Source organism: Streptomyces sp. NPDC058086, assembly GCF_042885015.1.
Taxonomy (GTDB): domain Bacteria; phylum Actinomycetota; class Actinomycetes; order Streptomycetales; family Streptomycetaceae; genus Streptomyces.
On sequence record NZ_JBHVST010000063.1, the window covers coordinates 1 to 20,808 of the forward strand.

Annotated in this window: 16 protein-coding genes and 1 riboswitch; of the genes, 8 read left to right on the forward strand and 8 right to left on the reverse strand. The window is 70.2% G+C overall.

All coding sequences use genetic code 11. The features are described from left to right. Positions 1-2,038 (reverse strand): GNAT family N-acetyltransferase (locus ACFVWD_RS36515; protein WP_389602353.1); only part of this gene is annotated, 2,038 nt, incomplete at its 3' end. 179 nt (positions 2,039-2,217) lie between these two features. Here ACFVWD_RS36515 and ACFVWD_RS36520 point away from each other — a divergent pair. Further along, on the forward strand, positions 2,218-2,499 hold the full coding sequence (locus ACFVWD_RS36520) for an HPr family phosphocarrier protein (RefSeq protein WP_054229914.1): 282 nt from the start codon (positions 2,218-2,220) through the stop codon (positions 2,497-2,499). 184 nt (positions 2,500-2,683) lie between these two features. Here the strand turns inward: ACFVWD_RS36520 and ACFVWD_RS36525 are convergent, their stop codons facing one another. From ACFVWD_RS36525 to ACFVWD_RS36540, 4 genes are all read right to left on the reverse strand, one after another. Then, positions 2,684-3,379 carry a GntR family transcriptional regulator gene (locus ACFVWD_RS36525; protein WP_389602354.1) on the reverse strand — a complete coding sequence of 232 codons (696 nt, stop codon included), beginning with the start codon at positions 3,377-3,379 and terminating at the stop codon, positions 2,684-2,686. Between the two features lie 260 nt (positions 3,380-3,639). Beyond that, entirely contained in the window at positions 3,640-4,404 is a 765-nt protein-coding gene (locus tag ACFVWD_RS36530) for a M23 family metallopeptidase (RefSeq protein WP_168496448.1), read from the reverse strand. A 12-nt stretch (positions 4,405-4,416) separates the two neighbouring features. Beyond that, a riboswitch (cyclic di-AMP (ydaO/yuaA leader) is annotated at positions 4,417-4,577 on the reverse strand. A gap of 298 nt (positions 4,578-4,875) precedes the next feature. After that, positions 4,876-6,264: a M16 family metallopeptidase gene (locus ACFVWD_RS36535; protein WP_389602355.1), complete on the reverse strand. Its 1,389-nt coding sequence runs from the start codon at positions 6,262-6,264 to the stop codon at positions 4,876-4,878. Continuing rightward, a complete protein-coding gene (locus ACFVWD_RS36540; protein WP_384915797.1) occupies positions 6,261-7,601 on the reverse strand; it encodes a M16 family metallopeptidase in 1,341 nt (446 codons plus the stop codon). The genes ACFVWD_RS36535 and ACFVWD_RS36540 overlap by 4 nt, the downstream gene beginning before the upstream one ends. Before the next feature lie 279 nt (positions 7,602-7,880). Here ACFVWD_RS36540 and ACFVWD_RS36545 point away from each other — a divergent pair, with 279 nt between their 5' ends. Further along, a complete protein-coding gene (locus ACFVWD_RS36545) occupies positions 7,881-10,340 on the forward strand; it encodes a DNA topoisomerase (ATP-hydrolyzing) subunit A (protein WP_389602356.1) in 2,460 nt (819 codons plus the stop codon). A gap of 1 nt (position 10,341) precedes the next feature. On the opposite strand, the gene ACFVWD_RS36550 is transcribed toward ACFVWD_RS36545, so the two are convergent. Next, complete coding sequence (locus tag ACFVWD_RS36550) at positions 10,342-11,481, reverse strand: CobW family GTP-binding protein (protein ID WP_389602387.1); 1,140 nt, start codon at positions 11,479-11,481, stop codon at positions 10,342-10,344. A 410-nt stretch (positions 11,482-11,891) separates the two neighbouring features. On the opposite strand from ACFVWD_RS36550, the gene ACFVWD_RS36555 reads away from it, so the two are divergent. After that, entirely contained in the window at positions 11,892-12,398 is a 507-nt protein-coding gene (locus ACFVWD_RS36555) for a DUF6082 family protein (protein ID WP_389602357.1), read from the forward strand. A 523-nt stretch (positions 12,399-12,921) separates the two neighbouring features. After that, positions 12,922-13,158, forward strand: coding sequence for a hypothetical protein (locus ACFVWD_RS36560; protein ID WP_389602358.1), 237 nt, complete (start codon positions 12,922-12,924; stop codon positions 13,156-13,158). A 168-nt stretch (positions 13,159-13,326) separates the two neighbouring features. On the opposite strand, the gene ACFVWD_RS36565 is transcribed toward ACFVWD_RS36560, so the two are convergent. Then, a complete protein-coding gene (locus tag ACFVWD_RS36565) occupies positions 13,327-14,523 on the reverse strand; it encodes a citrate synthase/methylcitrate synthase (protein WP_389602359.1) in 1,197 nt (398 codons plus the stop codon). Positions 14,524-14,621: 98 nt separating this feature from the next. On the opposite strand from ACFVWD_RS36565, the gene ACFVWD_RS36570 reads away from it, so the two are divergent. From ACFVWD_RS36570 to ACFVWD_RS36585, 4 genes are all read left to right on the forward strand, one after another. After that, positions 14,622-15,908, forward strand: coding sequence for a citrate synthase (locus ACFVWD_RS36570; RefSeq protein WP_389602360.1), 1,287 nt, complete (start codon positions 14,622-14,624; stop codon positions 15,906-15,908). A gap of 99 nt (positions 15,909-16,007) precedes the next feature. Further along, a complete protein-coding gene (locus ACFVWD_RS36575; RefSeq protein ID WP_389602361.1) occupies positions 16,008-16,952 on the forward strand; it encodes a sucrase ferredoxin in 945 nt (314 codons plus the stop codon). Positions 16,953-17,070: 118 nt separating this feature from the next. After that, positions 17,071-18,822: an ATP-binding protein gene (locus tag ACFVWD_RS36580; protein ID WP_389602362.1), complete on the forward strand. Its 1,752-nt coding sequence runs from the start codon at positions 17,071-17,073 to the stop codon at positions 18,820-18,822. Next, complete coding sequence (locus tag ACFVWD_RS36585; protein WP_389602363.1) at positions 18,819-19,499, forward strand: response regulator; 681 nt, start codon at positions 18,819-18,821, stop codon at positions 19,497-19,499. Before ACFVWD_RS36580 ends, ACFVWD_RS36585 begins: the two co-directional genes overlap by 4 nt. Before the next feature lie 126 nt (positions 19,500-19,625). Here ACFVWD_RS36585 and ACFVWD_RS36590 read toward each other — a convergent pair whose 3' ends face one another. Continuing rightward, on the reverse strand, positions 19,626-20,690 hold the full coding sequence (locus tag ACFVWD_RS36590) for an ABC transporter substrate-binding protein (RefSeq protein ID WP_389602364.1): 1,065 nt from the start codon (positions 20,688-20,690) through the stop codon (positions 19,626-19,628). Positions 20,691-20,808 lie beyond the last annotated feature (118 nt).

The following is a 20,808-nucleotide window of genomic DNA, read 5'->3' on the forward strand; positions in this document are numbered from 1 at the left end:
CTGCCCGCCAGGGCGCGTCCTTCAGGGCTGTTACTTCCCCGGGGACTCCTGCGTCGTCGGCCGGGTAGGCCGGGATGAGCCGGGGGCTCGCCTCCGGGGGGCCGCTCACCACGGTGGCCGGGCGTTCGGCGGGGCGGGGTGCCTGAGCACCGGGCGCCGTGGACGTCGCCTGTGGTGCGGTGCTGGCCGCCGCCGACAGGGCCTCCGCGAGCCCGCCGAGCTCGACGTGCACCACGAGCACCGGCTTCGCCGGGGCCGAGGCCGAGGCCGATCGCAGGGCGTTTGCCAGGGCCGCGTCCTGGGCCGACGTCTCTCCCACCGCCGGTATGGCGGTCACCACCACGGCGTCGCACCTGTCATCGGCGAGGGCTTTCGTCAGCGCCCTGTGGAAGTCCTCCGCCGAAGCCGCCGTGGTCAGATCCAGCGGAGGAAGCGGTCGCAGTCCCTCGGCGAGGCACGCGTCGAACGTCAGCAGCCCCAGGGACTCCGAGTTGCCGAGGATCGCCACCCGGGGTCCTGCGGGGAGCGGCTGGCGGGCCAGTAGCAGCCCCGCGTCGACCAGCTCGGTGATCGTGTCGACCCGGATCACCCCGGCCTGCCGCAGCAGCGCGGACACGGTGGCGTGCGGCAGCCGGGTGGCCCGTACGGCATGCCCCTGGGGAGCGGCGGCGTGCCGCGCGCCCTGGACCACGACCAGCGGCTTGGCCGCCGCAGTCCTTCGGGCGAGCCGGGTGAACTTGCGCGGGTTGCCGATGGATTCGAGGTACATCAGGGCGACGTCGGTGTCCGGGTCGTCGTACCAGTACTGGAGTACGTCGTTGCCGGACACGTCCGCCCGGTTCCCGGAGGAGACGAAGGTGGATACTCCGGTCACGCCGGTGACGCCGCCGCCGCGCCGGTGCAGCCGGGAGAGCAGGGCGATCCCGATCGCGCCGGACTGGGCGAACAGGCCTATCCGCCCGGGGCGTGGCATCTCGGGCGCGAGCGAGGCGTTGAGGCGCACCTCGGGGGAGGTGTTGATGACCCCGAAGGCGTTCGGTCCGATGATGCGCATCCCGTACGTACGGGCCTGGCGGACGAGTGCACGCTGGCGCTCACGTCCGGCGGGGCCGCTCTCGGCGTACCCGGCGGAGACGACCACGAGGCCCTGCACCCCGTGCTCGCCGCACTCCGCGACGACTTCGGGGACGTACGGCGCGGGCACGGCGACGACCGCGAGGTCGACGGGCTCGGCGATGTCACGGACGGAGCTGTGGGCCGGGACGCCGTCGAGCTCCTTCTCCTGGAGTGCCTTGTTCACGGCGTACAGGCGCCCGGTGAACCCGGCCTCGCGCAGGTTGTCGAGGACGCTGCGTCCCACGCCGCCGGGGGTGCGGCCCGCTCCGACGACGGCGACCGAGCCGGGCGCGAGCAGTCGCTGCACGGACCGCGCCTCGGCGCGCTGCTCCCGCGCGCGCTGCACGGCGAGCGAGCGGTCGGTGGGTTCGAGGTCGAACTCCAGGCGTACGACGCCGTCCTCGAAGTGCCGCTTCTGCTGGTACCCGGCGTCCGTGAACACCTTGATCATCTTGGTATTGGCGGGCAGTACCTCGGCGGCGAAACGGCGGATGTCCCGCTCCCTGGCGACGGCCGCGATGTGCTCCAGGAGGGCCGAGGCGACGCCGCGGCCCTGGTGGGCGTCCTGCACGAGGAACGCGACCTCGGCCTCGTCGGCGGGCGCGGAGGCGGCCCGACCATCGGCATTAATACGGTCATAGCGTACGGTGGCGATGAACTCGCCGCCGACCGTGGCCGCGAGCCCCACCCTGTCCACAAAGTCGTGGTGCGTGAAGCGGTGGACATCCTTGGCGGACAGGCGCGGGTAGGGCGCGAAGAAGCGGTAGTACTTCGACTCGTCCGATACCTGCTCGTAGAAGCTCACCAGCCGCTCGGCGTCGTCGACGGTGATGGGCCTGATGCGGGCGGTGCCGCCGTCGCGCAGCACCACGTCGGCCTCCCAGTGGGAGGGGTACTCGTGCCGGTCCGACGAGGTCTGCATGGGCCCCAGAGTACGGCTCGCGTCCGACAACGGCGCGAGGCAGGCTAGGGGCACCGAAGTCGGATCCAGGCCGGGATCCGACGCGGAGTCCGGGACGGGAACAGCACCCTGCCCCGGGCTCGCTTCACGTTGTGGAAGACTGGTCTAGACAACCCTGAACACCTGAAGGGCAGCATCACATGGCTGAGCGCCGCGTCAACGTCGGCTGGGCCGAGGGCCTCCACGCCCGTCCCGCCTCCATCTTCGTCCGGGCGGCCACGGCCTCCGGTATCCCCGTGACGATCGCCAAGGCGGAGGGCAACCCCGTCAACGCGGCCTCCATGCTGGCGGTCCTCGGCCTGGGCGCCCAGGGCGGCGAGGAGATCGTCCTCGCCTCGGACGCCGAGGGTGCGGACGCCGCGCTCGACCGGCTGGCGAAGCTGGTGGCGGAGGGTCTCGAGGAGCTCCCCGAGACCGTCTGAGAAAGAGCCCCCCGAGCGGGGTTCCTCAATTGACGGCGGGAGTGGTCTTCGCACCAAAAGACCCCGCCCCGCACACATTCGAAGGGCTCGCCTGAAAACATCGGGCGGGCCCTTCGCTTTTCTCAATTGCGGGCAGCAGAAATAATCTCCCGCGAATTACCCCTCTTTGTATACGGCGCCGGTGTTAATGACGCACGCCCGTCATGTTTACGGGATGTTGCGAAGTCCTCACACGCTCCGGCCGATCTCCCCCGCCGGGAAAGCGCAGCCGGTGCGCGACCGTCGCGCGCTCGGTGTGCAGCGCCGTGACGGCCCGCGCCCGCTCACTGTCGCCGCGCGCCACCGCGTCCACGATCCCGCCGTGCTCCGCCCAGGACTCCGCCGGACTGGCCGGCGCCTCGACCGCGTACATCCAGGCGATCTTGTGCCGCAGCTGGGCCAGCGTGGAGGTCAGCGCGGGGCTCCCGGAGGCCTGCGCGAGGGTCTCGTGGAACCAGCCGCCGAGCGAGCGCAGATCCTCGCTGTTCCCCCTCCTGGCCCGCTCCTGCCCCAGCCTGACCAGGCCTCGAAGCACCTTGAGGTGGGCCTCGGTGCGCCGCTGCGCGGCCCTCGCGGCGCCCAGCGGCTCCAGGAGCATGCGCATCTCCAGCAGGTCCGCGGCCTCCTGCTCGGTGGGCTCCGCGACACACGCGCCCGCGTGCCGACGGGTGACGACGAAGCCCTCGGCCTCCAGCGTGCGCAGGGCCTCGCGCACGGGGACCCGCGAGACGCCGTAGCGGCGCGCGAGCAGTTCCTCGGTGAGCCGGCTGCCGCGCTCGTAGACACCCGCGACGATGTCGTCACGGATCGCCGTGCATACCGAGTGCGCGGGAATGCGCATGACCGGACCTCCGCCTTAATCCCCGCGAAACGCGGTCGATTGACGCTTGTTCAGCGACTCTATTGCAGAGAGCCGGAATTTCCGATGGCGGGCCGGAATCCATGGATATTTTTTGGACAGACAGTCGTTCGAAACGACGAAGCCCCGGCCGAGGGGAGCCGGGGCTTCGGAAGTGTTGACGCCGGTCGTCGGACGTTCACGGTGCGCGAGCGGCAGAGGATCACGCCGTGCGAGCGGCAGACGTCCACGCCGTGCGAGCGTCAGACGTTCACGCCGTGCGAGCGAAGGTAGGCGACCGGGTCCATGTCGGAGCCGTACTCCGCCGTCGTACGGGCCTCGAAGTGGAGGTGCGGCCCGGTGGTGTTCCCGGTGGAGCCGGAGAGGCCGATCTGCTGGCCCGGGGTGACCGTCTGCCCCACGGAGACGCCGATGGACGACAGGTGGCCGTACATCGTGTAGGTACCGTCGTGCATCTTCAGGACGATCTGGTTGCCGTAGGCACCGCCCCAGCCGGCCGTGACGACCGTGCCGGAGCCGACCGCGTGGACCGAGGTCCCCGAGGCGGCGTGGAAGTCGACGCCGGTGTGGCTGCCGGAGGACCAGAGGCTGCCGCCGGTCTTGTAGCCGGTGGAGATGTACGAGCCGGTGATCGGCAGGACGAAGGTGTTGAGCCGCTTGCGCTCGGCGGCGCGGGCGGCACGCTCCTTGGCCTCGCGCTCCTTCTTCGCCTCCTCGGCGGCCTTCTTGCGCGCGGCTTCTTCGGCCTTCTTGCGCGCGGCGGCCTCGTCGGCGGCGCGCTGCTGGGCGGCGGCCTGCGCGTCGATCTGGGCGGCGACCCTGTCGCCGAGGGTGACGGCCTGGGTCAGCCCGGTCTGCTCGACGGAGGCGTCCGCGGCGAGGGCCGGGGCGGCCAGGGTTCCGATGACACCGGTGGTGGTGAGCGCGGCGACGCCGACGGCGTTCGTGGTGGAGCGCTTCACGCGGCTCGGACGGCGGTGTTTCCCGGGGCCACAGGTGAACGCCATGTAGGGGCTGATCCTTTCCTTCCCTCTCGCCTACCGGGTTAGCTGACGGGTTCGGAGCAGGAAGGTCTCCTACGGACCCCCTCCAGGGAGGGCGTCCGATTCACCCCAGGGACTACGTGTGGGTCCCCGGCTCCCCTGGCTCGCGCCGTACGGGGACTCGGCGATGACTGTCCGGTGCCGCGGGCGCGGCGCACTGCCTGACGAACAGCCGCCCCGACGCTAGACGGGGCGTCTTTCAATCAACAAACGGATCACGGTTTTTGTAGTGCATGCCACAGGGCAGACGGGCAACCTCCCTACCAATACGGACATCTTGGGGATGAAGTCCAAGCTAAATCCGAGCGGAAATCCGAGCAAAAAGGGGCCCGGGCGACTCTTCAGTCACCCGGGCCCCACGGAGTCACGCTCTTCCGCTCCGCGTGCGGCTCGGCTTCCAGCCGGCTTCCACTGAGCCGCTGCTCCGCCGAACCTCTACTCCGCCGAAACGACGGTCACTTCACCGATTCCGAGGGCCTTGACGGGCTCCTGGATGTGCGCGGCGTCGCCGACGAGGACGGTCACCAGACGGTCCACCGGGAAGGCGCTCACGGCGGCCGCGGTGGCCTCCACGGTGCCGGTCGCGGCGAGCTGCTGGTACAGCGTCGCCTGGTAGTCGTCCGGCAGGTACTGCTCGACCTGGTCCGCGAGCGTGCCCGCGACGGCCGCCGCGGTCTCGAACTTGAGGGGCGCCACCCCCACCAGGTTCTGTACGGCGATGTCGCGCTCGGCGTCCGTCAGGCCCTCGGCGGCGAGGGTGCGCAGCACCTTCCAGAGGTCGTCGAGCGCCGGGCCGGTGTTCGGGGTGTCCACGGAGCCGCTGATGGCGAGCATCGCGATACCGGTTCCGTCCGGGGCGGCACGCAGGACCTGGCCGAACGCCCGCACACCGTAGGTGTAGCCCTTCTCCTCGCGCAGGACACGGTCCAGGCGCGAGGTGAGGGTGCCCCCGAGGCAGTACGTACCGAGCACCTGGGCGGGCCACACACGGTCGTGCCGGTCGGCGCCGACGCGGCCGATGAGCAGCTGCGTCTGGACCGCGCCGGGGCGGTCCACGATGATCACACGGCCGGTGTCGTCGGCGGTCACCGGCGGCACGGGGCGCGGCTCGGCGGACGAGCCGGTCCAGTCGCCGAGCGTCTCGGCGAGCAGCGCGTCGAGGTCGACGCCCGTCAGGTCGCCGACGATCACGGCGGCGGCCGTGGCGGGACGTACGTGCTTGTCGAAGAAGGCGCGTACGGCCGCCGAGTCGATCTTCTGGACGGTCTCCTCGGTGCCCTGGCGCGGGCGCGACATGCGCGAGGTCGCCGGGAACAGCTCCTTGGAGAGCTCCTTGGCGGCACGCCTGGCCGGGTTGGCCGTCTCGTGCGGGATCTCGTCGAGCCGGTTGCGCACCAGCCGCTCGACCTCGCTGTCCGAGAACGCCGGTGCCCTCAGGGCGTCGGCGAGCAGCCCGAGCGCCTTGGGCAGGCGAGAGACGGGCACTTCGAGCGACAGGCGTACGCCGGGGTGGTCGGCGTGCGCGTCCAGGGTGGCGCCGCAGCGCTCCAGCTCGGAGGCGAACTCCTCGGCGGAGAGCTTGTCGGTGCCCTCGGAGAAGGCGCGCGCCATGATCGTGGCGACGCCGTCGAGGCCCGCGGGCTCGGCCTCCAGCGGCGCTGCGAGCAGCACCTCGACGGCGACGACCTGCTGGCCGGGGCGGTGGCAGCGCAGCACGGTCAGGCCGTTGTCCAGCGTGCCGCGCTCGGGCGCCGGGAAGGCCCAGGGCTTGGGCTGACCCGCCTGGGGCTGCGGGTGGAAGTCCATGGTGGCGAGCTCGGTCACTTCGCCGCCTCCTCGTCCTCTTCGGTGGTGTCGGCAGCGACCGGCTCGTACACGAGCACCGCGCGGTTGTCGGGGCGCAGGCGGGACTTGGCGACCTCCTGGACCTCCACGGCCGTGATGTCCAGGACGCGCTGTACGGCCGTCAGGGCGAGCTGCGGGTCGCCGAACAGGACGGCGTACCGGCACAGTTCGTCGGCGCGGCCCGCGACCGTACCGAGCCGGTCCAGCCACTCGCGCTCCAACTGGGCCTGGGCGCGCTCCATCTCCTCGTCCGTGGGGCCCTCCTCGGCGAACCGGGCGAGCTCCTCGTCGACGGCGGACTCGATCACCGGGACCTCGACGTCACCGGACGTCTTCACGTCCAGCCAGCCCAGGGAGGGCGCTCCGGCGAGCCGCAGCAGGCCGAAGCCTGCCGCGACGGCGGTGCGGTCGCGGCGTACGAGCCGGTTGTAGAGCCGGGACGACTCGCCGCCGCCGAGGATGGTGAGCGCCACGTCGGCCGCGTCGGCCGCGCGTGTGCCGTCCTCCGGGAGCCGGTAGGCGGCCATCAGGGCGCGCGCCGGGACCTCCTCCTCGACGACCTCGCGCAGCTGCTCGCCGATGACCTCGGGCAGCGAGCCGTCGCGCGGGGCGGGCTTGCCGTCGTGTCCGGGGATGGAACCGAAGTACTTCTCGATCCAGGCGAGCGTCTGCTCCGGGTCGATGTCCCCGACCACGGAGAGCACCGCGTTGTTCGGCGCGTAGTAGGTGCGGAAGAAGGCGCGGGCGTCCTCCAGGGTCGCCGCGTCCAGGTCCGCCATCGACCCGATCGGGGTGTGGTGGTACGGGTGGCCCTCGGGGTAGGCGAGCCCGGTCAGCTTCTCGAAGGCGGTGCCGTAGGGCACGTTGTCGTACCGCTGGCGGCGCTCGTTCTTGACGACGTCCCGCTGGTTCTCCATGGACTCGTCGTCGAGCGCGGCCAGCAGCGAGCCCATGCGGTCGGCCTCCAGCCAGAGGGCGAGCTCCAGCTGGTGGGCGGGCATCGTCTCGAAGTAGTTGGTGCGCTCGAAGCTGGTCGTTCCGTTGAGGGAGCCGCCCGCGCCCTGCACCAGTTCGAAGTGGCCGTTGCCCTTCACCTGACCGGAGCCCTGGAACATCAGGTGCTCGAAAAGGTGAGCAAGGCCGGTACGGCCCTTGACCTCGTGCCGTGAGCCGACGTCGTACCAGAGGCACACCGCCGCGACCGGGGTCAGGTGGTCCTTGGAGAGCACCACGCGCAGGCCGTTGGCCAGGCGGTGCTCGGTCGCTGTCAGGCCGCCGGAGCCTGCCTCAGCTGTGGCCGTGTGACCCATGGGCATGTACGTCCCTTCGATCGCGGAAACTGCAGAATTCCTGCCGGTCCTGCCACTGTATGCAAGCGCGCCGACAGGTGGCGAAGTTCCCGCACCTCGTACGCCGAGAGCGAGAATTCCTGAGGTGGGAGGCCGGACTTCCGTTCACCGTGAGCGATCGGAACGGGGCGCCGTGGAGCCTCTATGGACGGGTCGCGGTCCGCGTTGTCAGTGCGGCGGTCCACAATGGTGCGCGTCAGAACCCGTTCATGCCCCGGCAGAGACTGTGAAGGAGTCGCAGCAGCGATGGCCCGCCGCAGCACGAAGACCCCGCCGCCCGACGACTCGTACGAGGAGAAGATCCTCGACATCGACGTCGTGGACGAGATGCAGGGCTCCTTCCTCGAATACGCGTACTCGGTCATCTATTCGCGAGCCCTGCCGGATGCCCGTGACGGCCTCAAGCCCGTGCACCGCCGCATCGTGTACCAGATGAACGAGATGGGGCTGCGCCCCGACCGCGGCTATGTGAAGTGCGCCCGCGTCGTCGGCGAGGTCATGGGTAAGCTCCACCCGCACGGCGACGCGTCGATCTACGACGCCCTGGTGCGGCTGGCCCAGCCCTTCTCCATGCGCCTGCCGCTGGTCGACGGCCACGGCAACTTCGGCTCGCTCGGCAACGACGACCCGCCGGCCGCCATGCGTTACACCGAGTGCCGGATGGCCGACGCCACGTCACTGATGACCGAGTCCATCGACGAGGACACGGTCGATTTCGCGCCGAACTACGACGGCCAGGAGCAGGAGCCCGACGTCCTCCCGGCGGCGTACCCGAACCTGCTGGTCAACGGCTCGTCCGGGATCGCCGTCGGTATGGCGACGAACATGCCGCCGCACAACCTCGGCGAGGTCATCGCGGCCGCCCGTCACCTGATCCGCTATCCGGGCGCCGACCTGGACACGCTGATGAAGTACGTGCCGGGTCCCGACCTGCCCACGGGCGGCCGGATCGTCGGCCTGACCGGGATCAGGGACGCCTACGAGTCGGGGCGCGGCACCTTCAAGATCCGCGCCACGGTGTCGGTGGAGGACGTCACGGCGCGCCGTAAGGGCCTCGTCGTCACCGAACTGCCCTTCACCGTCGGCCCGGAGAAGGTGATCACCAAGATCAAGGACCTGGTCAACGCCAAGAAGCTCCAGGGCATCGCCGATGTGAAGGACCTCACCGACCGTTCGCACGGACTGCGCCTGGTCATCGAGATCAAGAACGGCTTCGTGCCGGAAGCGGTCCTGGAGCAGCTCTACAAGCTGACGCCGATGGAGGAGTCCTTCGGCATCAACAACGTGGCGCTGGTGGACGGTCAGCCGCTCACCCTGGGCCTCAAGGAGCTCCTCGAGGTCTATCTCGACCACCGTTTCAACGTCGTGCGCCGCCGCAGTGAGTTCCGCCGCAGCAAGAAGCGCGACCGTCTCCACCTGGTCGAGGGCCTCCTCGTCGCCCTCCTGGACATCGACGAGGTCATCCGCCTCATCCGCTCCAGCGACAACTCGGCGCAGGCGAAGGAGCGCCTGATCGAGCGCTTCTCCCTCTCCGAGATCCAGACGCAGTACATCCTGGACACGCCGCTGCGCCGCCTGACCAGGTTCGACCGCATCGAGCTGGAGTCGGAGCGCGACCGGCTCAACGGCGAGATCGACGAGCTGACCGGCATCCTGGACTCGGACGCCGAGCTGCGCAAACTGGTCTCCGGAGAACTGGCCGCGGTCGCCAAGAAGTTCGGCACCGACCGGCGCACGGTGCTTCTGGAGTCCGCGGGCACCCCCACCGCGACGGTCTCGCTCCAGGTGGCCGACGACCCGTGCCGGGTGCTGCTGTCCTCGACGGGTCTGCTGGCACGTACGGCCAATGGCGAACCCTTCGGGGAGGCCGAGGACGCCAAGCGCACCAAGCACGATCTGATCGTCTCCGCGGTGCCGGCGACGGCCCGCGGCGAGATCGGGGCGGTCACGTCCTCGGGCCGCCTGCTCCGGCTGAACGTGATCGACCTGCCGCAGCTGCCGGAGACGGCCTCGGCGCCCAACCTCTCCGGAGGCGCGCCGATCGCGGAGTTCCTGTCCTCCCTGGAGCCGGACGAGACGGTGGTCTGTCTGACGACGCTCGACGAGTCCTCGCCCGGCCTGGCGATCGGCACCGAACAGGGCGTCGTGAAGCGTGTGGTCCCCGACTACCCCTCGAACAAGGAGGAGTTGGAGGTCATCACCCTCAAGGACGGCGACAAAATCGTCGGCGCGGTCGAGCTGCGCACCGGCGAGGAGGACCTGGTCTTCATCACCGACGACGCCCAGCTGCTGCGCTACCAGGCCTCGCAGGTCCGCCCGCAGGGCCGGGCGGCGGGCGGCATGACGGGCATCAAGCTCACCGAGGGCGCGAAGGTGATCTCCTTCACCGCGGTCGACCCGGCGGTGGACGCGGTGGTCTTCACGGTGGCGGGCTCGCGCGGCACGCTGGACGACTCCGTCCAGACCACGGCCAAGCTGACGCCCTTCGACCAGTACCCGCGCAAGGGCCGCGCCACGGGTGGCGTGCGCTGCCAGCGGTTCCTGAAGGGCGAGGACTGCCTCTCGCTGGCCTGGGCGGGCGCGGTTCCGGCACGGGCCGCGCAGAAGAACGGCACACCGGCCGAGCTGCCGGAGATCGACCCGCGCCGTGACGGCTCGGGAGTGTCGCTGGCGAAGACGGTGTCGGTGGTGGCGGGCCCGGTGTAGATCAACCGGTCTCTTCGAGACCGTCGGGCTCCTCGTCCTGTACGTGGCCGTCCTGCGCGTAGCGGTCCTGTACGTGGCTGTCCTGCACGTAGCGGAGGACGCCCCACATGCTGCGTTCGTCGGCGTGTGGGGCGTCCTTTTCGCACGCCTCCAACTCCTTGGTCAGAGCCGAGGTGTCGATGCCGGAGCCGATCAGCACGAGCTGGGTGAAGCGCGGCTCGGCAGAAGCCCAGGGCTCCGGGTAGAAGCGCAGAAACCGCCCGACGGCATGCACGGCGTACCGGTTGTCCCTGTCCTGGACGCCGAAATCGACGTAGCCCTTGATGCGGTAGAGCCCCTCGGGCCTGCTGTCGAGGAAGTCCATCAACTCCCGGGGACCGAGCGGCACTTCGGAACTGAAGGAGAGGGATTCGTAGGCGGAGTGCAGGTGGTCGTGGTGCCCCTGGGGACCGCTCTCGTCGTGCCGGTGGAGGTCGTCGAAGGACAGCTGCCCGATGCGCTCTTCGCTCGGCCTGCAGTCGAACAGGAACTCGGGGTCGACGCGGCCGTAGTTGGCGGGCACGACGGCGGCCCGGTCGACGAGCTCGCGCACGGTGCGCAGCACACGCTCGCCGTCGTCGGCGCGGTCGATCTTGTTGACGACGACAAGATCGGCGAGGGCGAGATGCCGGTCGATCTCGGGATGCTTCTCACGCGTACCGTCGAACTCGGCCGCGTCGACCATCTCGACGAGCCCGCCGTAGACGATCCGCGGATGCTCACTGGCCAGCACCATCCGCACGAGCTCCTGGGGCTCGGCGAGGCCGCTCGCCTCGATGACGATGACGTCGACACGGGCCGATGGCCGGGTCAGCCGCTCGAGATACTCGTCGAGCTCACTGGCGTCGACGGCACAGCACAGGCATCCGTTCCCCAGCGAGACGGTGGAGTCCCCCAGCGCCCCGGCCACGGCCAGCGCGTCGATCTCGATCGCCCCGAAGTCGTTGACGACGGCGCCGATGCGGCTGCCTCCGCTGCGGTGCAGGAGGTGGTTAAGCAGGGTGGTCTTGCCCGAGCCGAGAAAGCCGGCGAGAACGACGACCGGGATCTGCCGGGCGGAAGCTCCGTCGACGTGGACCTGGTCACCGGAGGTCTGGTCGATCGGGACCTGACCTGGGGTCTGGTCGATCGGGACCTGCTGCGGGCTGGGCTGGCTCAACGGGCGACCTCTTTCACACCGACGCGTGCACCGGCTCATGCACCGGCTCTTGGACGAGGACGGCTCGTGGACCGGCGCTCGTACGGGGAATGGCTGCCGACCAAGGATACGAGTGGGAGGAATCCCCGCGAAGTGAACGATTGTTAGCGGCGCTCGCGGGGCACACGTTGGGCATGGCGCCGGTAAACGCGACCCGCACTTCCCTCCGTGCGCCTCCTCTCCGCCTCCCCGCCGATCAGAGCCGCTCGGCAAAACTGGGAGACGGCAAGCGCGCCGCCCACCGCTCGCCGGTCCGCTCCCTGTCGCCCCACAACCGACGACCGGCGGAACGGTCGCCTGATTCGGGGGTTGACATGGCCACACAGAATTCCGCGATACGGAGGCTTGGCTCAGGTGCCTGGGCCAAGCTCGCCCTCGCGGCCAACGTCGTCGCGGAACGCAGCTCACGGCAGCGCAGGCGCGCCGTGCTCACCGAGCAGCACCGGCTCCATTTCGATCTGCTGTGCAAGGCCATGGACGATCCCGCCCTCGCCGCGGTCCTGAACACGTACGAGACGGAGATCACCTCCGAGGAGCAGCGGCAGTACCTCTTCGCCAACGCGCTCTACATCAACGCCCTGTACTTCCATCGGATCGGGGCCCTGACGCGTGCGGAGCTGCACGGCCACTTCCGCATCATGTGCCAGAACCAGATCTTCCGGGCGTACTGGGTGGCGACGGAGCACCACCGCAAGAGCCTGCCCGACTCCTCCGAAGAGGCCGAACTGGGTCGGATGATGGACAGCCTGATACAGGATCAGACTGATTCCGACACCGACGAATGGTGGGTCGTGGGAGAGCCCGACGAAGAATCGCCGTGACCCCTGGCGCCGTCCGCCACCCTCGCGCGCCCCGCACACGACCCTCGCACCCCCATTCAAGGGAGGCGCCGACCTGCACTCGACTGCTTGCTGTTGCTTTGCGCACCATGGGCAACAGAAGCCGCCATATTGTCGCCTGGCCAGACATCCGGCCACTCCGACGAACATCTCTGCGCTCGGAGCCGTATCGGTCGCCTGCCTGAGCCCCACCGCCGACTCCCAGCGCGCCGGGAGCGCGCCGTCAGTGACCTCGATGGGCACGTATCACCCCAATGCCAGGTGTCGTCAAGGGAAGATGCAGAAATCGCCGACTGCTTGTTGTTGCTTTGCGCACCATGGGCAACAGAAGCCGCTATGTTGTCGCCTGGCCAGATTTCCGGCCACTCCACTCCGACGAACACCCCTGCGCTCGGAGACACCTTGCTGCCTCCGACGAACATCTCCGCTCGGAGACAGGCACGCTCCGAGGACCCCACAGCTCGGAGGCACCCATCAGTCCGAGCCATAAGGTTGGTACCACTCCGTGAAAATCGTGCGACGTCTCGGGGCTACACCACGCGAGCGCGGCAGCGCCACTGGTCAGTCGTGCCCCGACATCTTCGAACTCAGTGACGGCAGCTTCGCTGTCATTGGGCGCGAGGCCACCAAGGAACTCGACCCCGAGCTTCCGCCCGACGCCGCACGAGCCGACTATGAGCGGATCGTCATCATCACGCGCGAGACCCTGCTCCGCGCGAAGCAGGACATCCCTGATGCTTGACGTCACCGCCGCCAGGAATCGATCCAGGGATTGATCCAGGCACAGCTCCAGGAACCGATCGCGGGCATCTGAAGGTCGGAGTTCCGCCCGGTACCCCTTGAGCCACGACGTCCAGGCCCGGCATCGACGTGATGCCGGGCCCTTCACGTGTCACGACACTGGATCGCGTCAGCCGGCCACCGGTTCCGCCATCGGCACCGGCACCGGCACCGGCGGAACCGGCCCCACATACCGTGCCGCCGGACGGATGATCTTCGGGTCCTCCGCCTGTTCCAGGATGTTGGCGCTCCAGCCGACGACGCGGGCCGCCGCGAAGGTGGGGGTGAACATCTCCCGCGGGAGCCCGCACAGTTCCATGACCACGCCCGCGTAGAACTCCACGTTGGTGTGGAGTTCGCGGCCGGGCTTCAGCTCTGCCAGGATCGCCTCCACCCGGTGTTCGACCTCGACGGCGAAATCGACCAGAGAACCGCCGAACTGCTGGGCGATGCCGCGGAGCATGCGGGAGCGGGGGTCCTCGGTGCGGTACACCGCGTGTCCGAAGCCCATGATGCGATCGCCCGCGAGGACTCGTTCACGGATCCAGGGGTCGATGCGGTCGGAAGTGCCGATCGCGTCGAGGGTGTCCAGGGCCCGGCTCGGCGCACCGCCGTGCAGCGGGCCCGACAGCGCCCCGACCGCACCCACCAGACACGCGGCCACGTCCGCCCCCGTTGACGCCACCACCCGCGCGGTGAAGGTTGACGCATTGAATCCGTGATCAATGGTTGATATCAAGTACTGCTCGACCGCCCGGGCCCGCGCAGGGTCCGGCTCCGAGCCCGTCAGCATGTAGAGGTAGTTCGCGGCGTACGGCAGGTCGTCACGCGGTTCCACCGGCTCCAGCCCCCGCCCGAGCCGATACAGCGCGGTGAGCAGCGTCGGCACGGCCGCGCACGCCGCGAGCGTGTCCGCGCGACGCCGGTCGACGCCGATGTCGTACACCGGCCGGAACCCCAACGACGCGCCGAGCAGCGACAACGCGGTCCGCAGTCCCGCGAGCGGTCCGGACGGTCCGGTCGCCGCGGCGATCGCCGGCAGCGCCGCGCGGACCTCGTCCGGCAGCCCACGCAGTGCCGCGGTCCGCGCGGCGAAGGCGGCACCGCGCGCCGCGTCCGGCAGTTCACCGTGGACCAGTAGATGCCAGACGTCCTCGAACCCGCGGGTCTGCGCGAGTTCGACGGCCGAGTACTGGCGATAGTGGTAGAAGCCCTCCCGCCCCCTGACGTCACCCAGCGCGGTGTCGGTGACGACGACACCCGAGAGTCCTCTCGGTACGTCGACAGGGGTGATGGACGGTGCGGTAGCGGCCCGGTTGATCGGCATGCTTTCCTCCCTGAACTTGATTCGACTGTCCATGCTTGACTCGATCCGTGTCAATATTGATTGAATCAATATGCAGATACACGGATACGGTGGCGCCCATGAGGGATCAAGAACCGGCAGGGTCGACACACGAAGGACCTGGAGGCCGCGGAGGCCACGAAGGCCGGCGGCTCAGCACCAGGGAGGCCGCCGAGCTGCTCGGCGTGAAGCCCGAGACCGTGTACGCATATGTGAGCCGCGGTCAGCTCAGCAGCCGACGCGACCCCGGAGGTCGCGGCAGCACCTTCGACGCCAAGGACGTGGAGGCGCTCGCTCGGCGCAACAGGCGCGATTCCAGCGGGAGTTCGAGCACCGGCGGCGAGCTGTCCGTCCGTACCCGCATCACTCTCATCGGCAAGGACCGGTACTACTACCGAGGCGTCGACGCGACCGAACTGGCCGCGCGTCACTCCTACGAAGAGATCGCCGAGTGGCTGTGGACCGGAGAGCTGCGCCCCGGCGTCACGTTCACCGCCCCGGAGCCGTCCGTCACCGCCGCCCGCCGCGCCGTGGACGCGCTGCCCGAGCACAGCGGCCCCACGGACCGGCTCCGGGTCGCCGCGATCGCCGCCTCGGCCGCCGATCCACTGCGCTTCGACCTCTCGGAGAGCGCCGTCCTCGGCACCGCGCGCACCCTCATCCCCACCCTCGTCGCCGCCCTCCCGCCCCTGCGTCACGACCACCGCGACGAAGGCCCGCTGGCCCACCGGCTGTGGGGACGCCTCACCGGCCGGACTCCCGACGAGGCGTCACTTCGTGTGCTGGACACGGCACTCGGCCTGCTCGTCGACCACGACCTGGCCGCCTCGACGCTCGCGGTGCGGGTCGCCGCCTCGGCACGGGCACACCCGTACGCCGCAGTCTCGGCGGGCCTCGGCGTGCTCGAAGGCCCTCTGCACGGCGCGGCCAGCGGCCTCGCCCACCGGCTGCTCCTCGACGTCCTCGACCAGGGCACCGCGGCCCCCGTGGTCGCCGACGAGCTGCGCGCCGGACGCCGCGTCCCCGGGCTCGGCCACCGGCTCTACCCCGGCGAGGACCCACGCGCGCGTGCCCTGTTCGCCCTCCTGGAGGAGGTCCCGGGCGCGGCGCCCGCCCTGGCGGCGGCCCAGGACATCGTGACCACCACCGCCCGGCACACTCCCCTGCACGCCAACGTCGACCTGGCGCTGGCCGTCCTGACGGTCTCCTCCGGCATGTCCGCCTCCGCCGGGGAGACGGTTTTCGCCGTCGCCCGAACAGCGGGATGGATCGCCCACACCCTGGAGGAGTACGAGGAACGCCCGCTGCGCATGCGCCCGAGCGGCCACTACGTAGGAGCGCGGCCGCCGCAGCCACTCCCCGAGTGAGCCCCGGAGCGCCCCACAGCGCTCCGAATGCGCCCAAAGTGCGCCCCCATACGCACGGTCGGAAGTCGCCCTGGGCGAAGTCAGGTTAGGCTCACCTCTGTGAGTACGTGCACGACCGCGTCCCGGGACCTCGACGAGCCCCTCGCGGGGACCGCGGCGACCGCGAGGACATGGCTGCTCCTCGAACAGCCGGGCCCCTGGGGCGCCAAGGCGCTCACGTCGAGCCACCTGGACCCGGCGCTCGGCCGCGCGCTCGAAGCCGCAGCCGAGGGCACCGGGGTGCGGATCGCGCTCATCCGCCGCCCCGGGCGACACGCCGACTGCGGTACGCCCGCCGAGCGCCAGGTGTACGCGGCTCACACCACCCCGGGCAACGTATGGCTGCACAGCGCCACGACGTGCGCTCCTGAGCGGTTGCTCGACCTGGACTTCACCGCGCTCGGCAAGGGAGACCCACACACCTTCGACGCGGCTCTCCAGGGTCGGCGCCACACGGGCGACCCGCTCGCGCTCGTCTGCACCAACGGCAAGCGCGACCGCTGCTGCGCGCTCCTGGGCCGGCCCCTCGCGGCGGAACTCGCAGCCTCGGGCGTGGCGGGCGCCTGGGAGGTCACCCACCTCGGCGGTCACCGCTTCTCGCCCACCCTGCTCGTCCTGCCGTTCGGATACGCCTATGGGCGGTCCGAGGCCCATGCGGTCAAGGAGATCCTCCAGGGCGTGCGGGAGGGCCGCGTCGTCACGGAGGGCTGCCGTGGCAACTCGGCGTGGGAGCGGCCCGGGCAGGCGGCGGAGCTGGCCGTGCGCAGGGCCTGCGGAGAGCACGCCGCGGAAGCCCTCGGCGTCGTCCGCACGGGCGGCGCGGCGCCGCGCTGGGAGGTGACCGTCGCCCACACCGACGGGCGCCTGTGGCGCGTCATCGTCGCGCAGGGCGCGTCACTGCCGCCCCGCCCGGAGAGCTGCGGCTCGGCCCTGGGCTCCCCGGCCCGGATGGACGTGGTGGCCGTACGGGAGATGCCCCGGGCCGTGATCCCCGTAGCCTGCTGACCAGGACTCCTGAGCGGGCCGGCCCGTACCCGCCGACCACGGCTTCCCCACACGCCACTCGGGAGATCCACGCCACACCCCTTCGGACCGGCGCGCGCTCCCCCGTACCGTCATGGGTATGAGCCCCACTCCCCCCGCACGACGACTGCGCCTCGGTCTGCCTCGGCGGGCGTTCTCGCAGGTGCTACTGATGCAGGTGGCGATAGCCGCCGGGGTCGCCGTGCTCGCGACGGGGCTGTTCCTCGCCCCGCTCAGCGCCCAGCTCGACGACGAGGCCATGCACCGAGCGCTCGCGATCGCGCAGACCACGGCGGCCCAGCCGCAGATCGCCAGGGACCTGCAGACGACCCTGCCGTCCGTGAAGGGCCCCGTACAGGTCGCCGCGGAACGGATCCGCAAGGCCAGCGGGGCCGACTACGTCGTGGTGATGAACACGCACTGGGTGCGCTGGTCGCACAAGGACACCTCACAGATCGGCGGGATCGTCTCCACCAGTCCCAGACAGGCCCTGGCCGGCGAGGACGTCATGGAGATCGACACCGGCACGCTGGGACGCTCGGCCCGCGGCAAGGTACCGCTGCGCGACGCCGACGGGCACATCATCGGCGCGGTCTCGGTGGGCATCAAGTACGACAGTGTGCGCGCCCGGCTGATCCACGCGATCCCCGGACTCCTCGCGTACGCGGGCGGGGCTCTGGCCGTCGGTGCGTTCGCCGCGTACCTGCTCTCCCGGCGGGTCCAGCGGCAGACCCGTGACCTGGCCTTCTCCGACATCTCGGCGTTGCTCGCGGAGCGCGAGGCGATGCTGCACGGCATTCGGGAGGGCGTCATCGCCCTGGACCGTGTCGGCCGCGTACGGCTCCTCAACGACGAGGCGCAGCGCCTGCTCGGGCTGGACGCGAAGGCCATCGGGCAGCCGCTCGACGACGCGCTCGGGCCAGGCCGCACGACCGATGTGCTGGCCGGACGAGTCACCGGCACGGATCTCCTGACGGTGCGCGGTCAGCGCGTCCTGGTCGCCAACCGCATGCCGACCGACGACGGCGGCGCCGTGGCCACCCTGCGCGACCGCACGGAACTGGAGCAGCTGGGCCGTGAACTCGACTCGACCCGCGGTCTGATCGACGCCCTGCGCGCGCAGGACCACGAGCACGCCAACCGGATGCACACGGTGCTGGGGCTGCTCGAACTGGAGATGTACGACGACGCCGTGGAGTTCGTCGGCGAGGTGGTCGGCGACCACAGGGTCACCGCGGAACAGGTCACCGAGAAGATCCACGATCCGTTGCTGGCCGCCCTGCTGGTCGGCAAGGCCACGGTGGCGGCCGAGCGCGGGGTGGCTCTCTGGGTCGCGGACGGGACCCGGCTGCCCGACCGGCTGGTCGACCCGCGGGGGCTGGTCACCGTCGTGGGCAATCTGGTCGACAACGCACTCGACGCCGTCGCGGGCACCCCGCACGCGCGCGTGGAGGTCGAATTGCGCGCCGAGGGACGCACGGCCGTGCTGCGCGTACGGGACACCGGGCCCGGAATTCCGGCGGAGCGGCGGGAGCTGATCTTCACGGACGGGTGGTCCACCAAGAAGCCGCCCGCGCACGGCAAACGCGGACTCGGGCTCTCCCTGGTGCGCCGACTCGCCGAGCGGCAAGGAGGCAGCGCGGAGGCGGCGGAGGCCGACGGAGGGGGCGCGGAGTTCACGGTCGTACTGCCGGAAGCGCTCACGGAGGCCGGTCTCGGGCCGGCGGAAGGCCTCGTGCCGGGCCCGGAGGGCGAACCCGGCCGCGGGCCCGCACCGGAACTCGTACGACAGCCGGACGCGTTCTCCCAGGACAGCATGGGCAGCACGACCGCCGAGGAGGAGTCGCGATGATCGAGGTCCTGGTCGTGGACGACGACACGCGGGTCGCGCGGGTCAACGCCGCGTACGTCGGCAAGGTGCCCGGTTTCCGTGTCGCCGGTGAGGCGCACAGCGCCGCCGAGGCACTACACCGGATGGAGACGCTGCCCCACCTGGACCTGGTCCTGATGGACCACTACCTGCCCGACGAGACGGGCCTCGCGGTCGTCCAGGAGATGCGGCGGCGCGGCCACCAGACCGACGTCATCATGGTGACCGCGGCCCGGGACATCTCGACCGTCCAGGCGGCCATGCGGCAGGGCGCCCTTCAGTACCTGGTCAAGCCGTTCGCCTTCGCGGGCCTGCGCGCCAAGCTGGAGGCGTACGCGAATCTGCGCCGCACGCTCGACGGCGGCGGCGAGGCCGAGCAGGCCCAGGTGGACCGGATTTTCGGCGCCCTGTCGGCGAGTGCGGCGCCGGACCTGCCCAAGGGGCACTCTCCCCCGACCGCGGAGCTCGTCCGGCGGGCCCTGGTGACCGCCGAGGGGCCGCTGTCGGCCCAGGAGATCGCCGAGGAGACCGGACTGAGCCGGCAGACCGCCCAGCGCTATCTGAAGCTCCTGGAGCGCACGGGACGGGCCAGGCTGACCCTCAAATACGGCGACGCGGGCCGCCCGGAGCATCGCTACGTCTGGGCGACCCGCGCCTGAGGGCACGACCGAAGAGGGGAAGATCCTGAAGACGCGGCCACGGGGCGGGGGAAGGGGCCGCGCCCCGCTCTGAGCCAGTGGCGGCCTTCGCTTCTCCGCCAGTGGTGGCCTTGGTGGCCTTCTTCCTCAGCCGGTGACGGCCTTCTTCACGAACTCCGTGGTGTACGTCTTGCTCAGGTCCACCTTGGTGTTCTTGATGTTGGGGTTGAACGCCTTGAGCACCTTCTCGACGGTCTCGGGGCCGTCCACGGGCATCACGCCGTCCTTGGTGAACATCGGCAGGGTGCTCTGGATGGCGGTCGCGTAGAGCGTCTTGTTGCCCTGGGAGTAGTCGGCGGGCATCTTGGCGGCGATCTCGGAGGCGCTGTGCGTGGACATCCACTTGAGGGTCTTCACGAAGGCGTTGGCCAGCTTCTGGACCGTCTCCTTGTGGCCGTTCACCCAGTCCGTCTGCATGTAGAGGCTGGACGAGGGATACGGACCGCCGAGCGCCTCCTGCGATCCGCTCGGCGTACGCATGTCGATGAGCACCTTGCCGAGGCCCTTCTGCAGGACCGTGGCGACGGTCGGGTCCGTCGTCATGCCCCCGTCGATGGCCCCCTTCTGGAGTGCCGAGACGAAGGTCGGACCCGCACCCACGGCGACGGGCGCGAACTCGCTGACCTTCACACCGTTCTTGACCGCGAGGTACTTGGTGAGGAAGTCGGTGGAGGAACCGAGCCCGGTGACGCCGAGCTTCTTGCCCTTGAAGTCCTTGGGCGAGGTGATGTCGTCCGCGCGCTTGTTGGAGACGATCTCCACCTCACCGGGTGCGTGCGAGAACTGCACGACGGACTCCACGGCCTTGCCCTTGGTCTGCAGGTCGAGGGTGTGGTCGTAGAAGCCGACGGCTCCCTGGACCTGCCCGGACACGAGTGCGGTCTCCGCCTGCACACCGGCCGGCTCACTCAGGAGTTCGACATCCAAACCCTCGTCGTTGAAGTAGCCGAGCCGCTGCGTGAGCATCGCCGGCATGTAGATGACCTTGTCCAGGCCACCGACCATGATCTTGACATGCTCCCCCTTGCCGCCGCCCCCGTTGCTGCCGGAGTCGGCGGTGGTGGAGGCCGCGTCGTTGGCGCAGGCGGTGAGCGAGGAGAGGGCGAGCAGACCGGCGGCTGCCAGCGCGGAGTATCTGGCGGTCTTGCGCATGATGGGTCACGTCCTTGTGAGAATGCAATGCGGGAAAGGGGGTGCCTTGGGGAGCGTTGAGCGGAAAAGGGGCACCCTGGAGAGCGCCGAAAGGAAATCGGGCACCTTGGAGAGCTCT